We start from the raw sequence: 761 nt of genomic DNA on the forward strand, positions 1-761 counted from the left end.
CTGAATCCGAATCAGCTTTTTGCTTTTAGTGCTAAGAAGCACCTGGACATAGCAAAAACTCCCGGAATTCCAGGAAAGCTCACATAATAAGCTAATTTTTTAGAATTTAGGGTTTTACTTCTCTTATTGATCGTTGCGTAATCGACCAAAAACATCTCATTAATAAAATAATCTTAGAGTATTAGCAATGAAAATTTAAACAGTCTTTGTTTTCGAAAATGCTCTAAAGACCGCAGAGACATCGTACCAGAGAGACATCGTAGCGAAGATACAAGAGGAGAAATGCTTATTCATTGGTTGCAGCAGTAGAAGCTGCATCTGAACGTATATGGGAGCAGATATGAGAATTTGAAAGGTGGAGAGTTTCTTATTATAAAAAGCGGATTTTAAAAATTTTAATCGGAAAGCAAGCACAAAATTGCCTTCTGTTTTTTCGGTTTAAGTTCTCTAAAACTTTTTAAAAGGAAATCTTCTTCTTTGTTCGATATTCCTTTATTACGAGGGTATGAAACATGTTCTTTTGTTGAAATATCCGCATAAAAAAAGGAAATAGAAACATCCAATAGAGTGGCAATTTCCTGTAAACGTCCTGCTCCTACACGATTTATTCCTTTTTCATATTTCTGAATTTGTTGGAAAGTGACTCCTAAGGAGTGGCCTAACTGTTTTTAAGAAAGTCCTAGCATCTTTCTTCTATAACGAATTCTCTTGCCTACAGAAATATCATTAAAATGCGGATTTTTGTTTTGCACTTTAAAGTC

1 pseudogene is annotated in these 761 nt (G+C 34.3%); it reads right to left on the minus strand.

Annotated elements, in window-relative coordinates:
* Positions 1–395: 395 nt before the first annotated feature.
* Positions 396–752 (minus strand): annotated as a pseudogene (locus ACFINZ_RS10595) (helix-turn-helix domain-containing protein).
* Between the last annotated feature and the right edge of the window lie 9 nt (positions 753–761).

This window comes from Bartonella sp. AA81SXKL (assembly GCF_042196945.1).
Lineage (GTDB): Bacteria > Pseudomonadota > Alphaproteobacteria > Rhizobiales > Rhizobiaceae > Bartonella.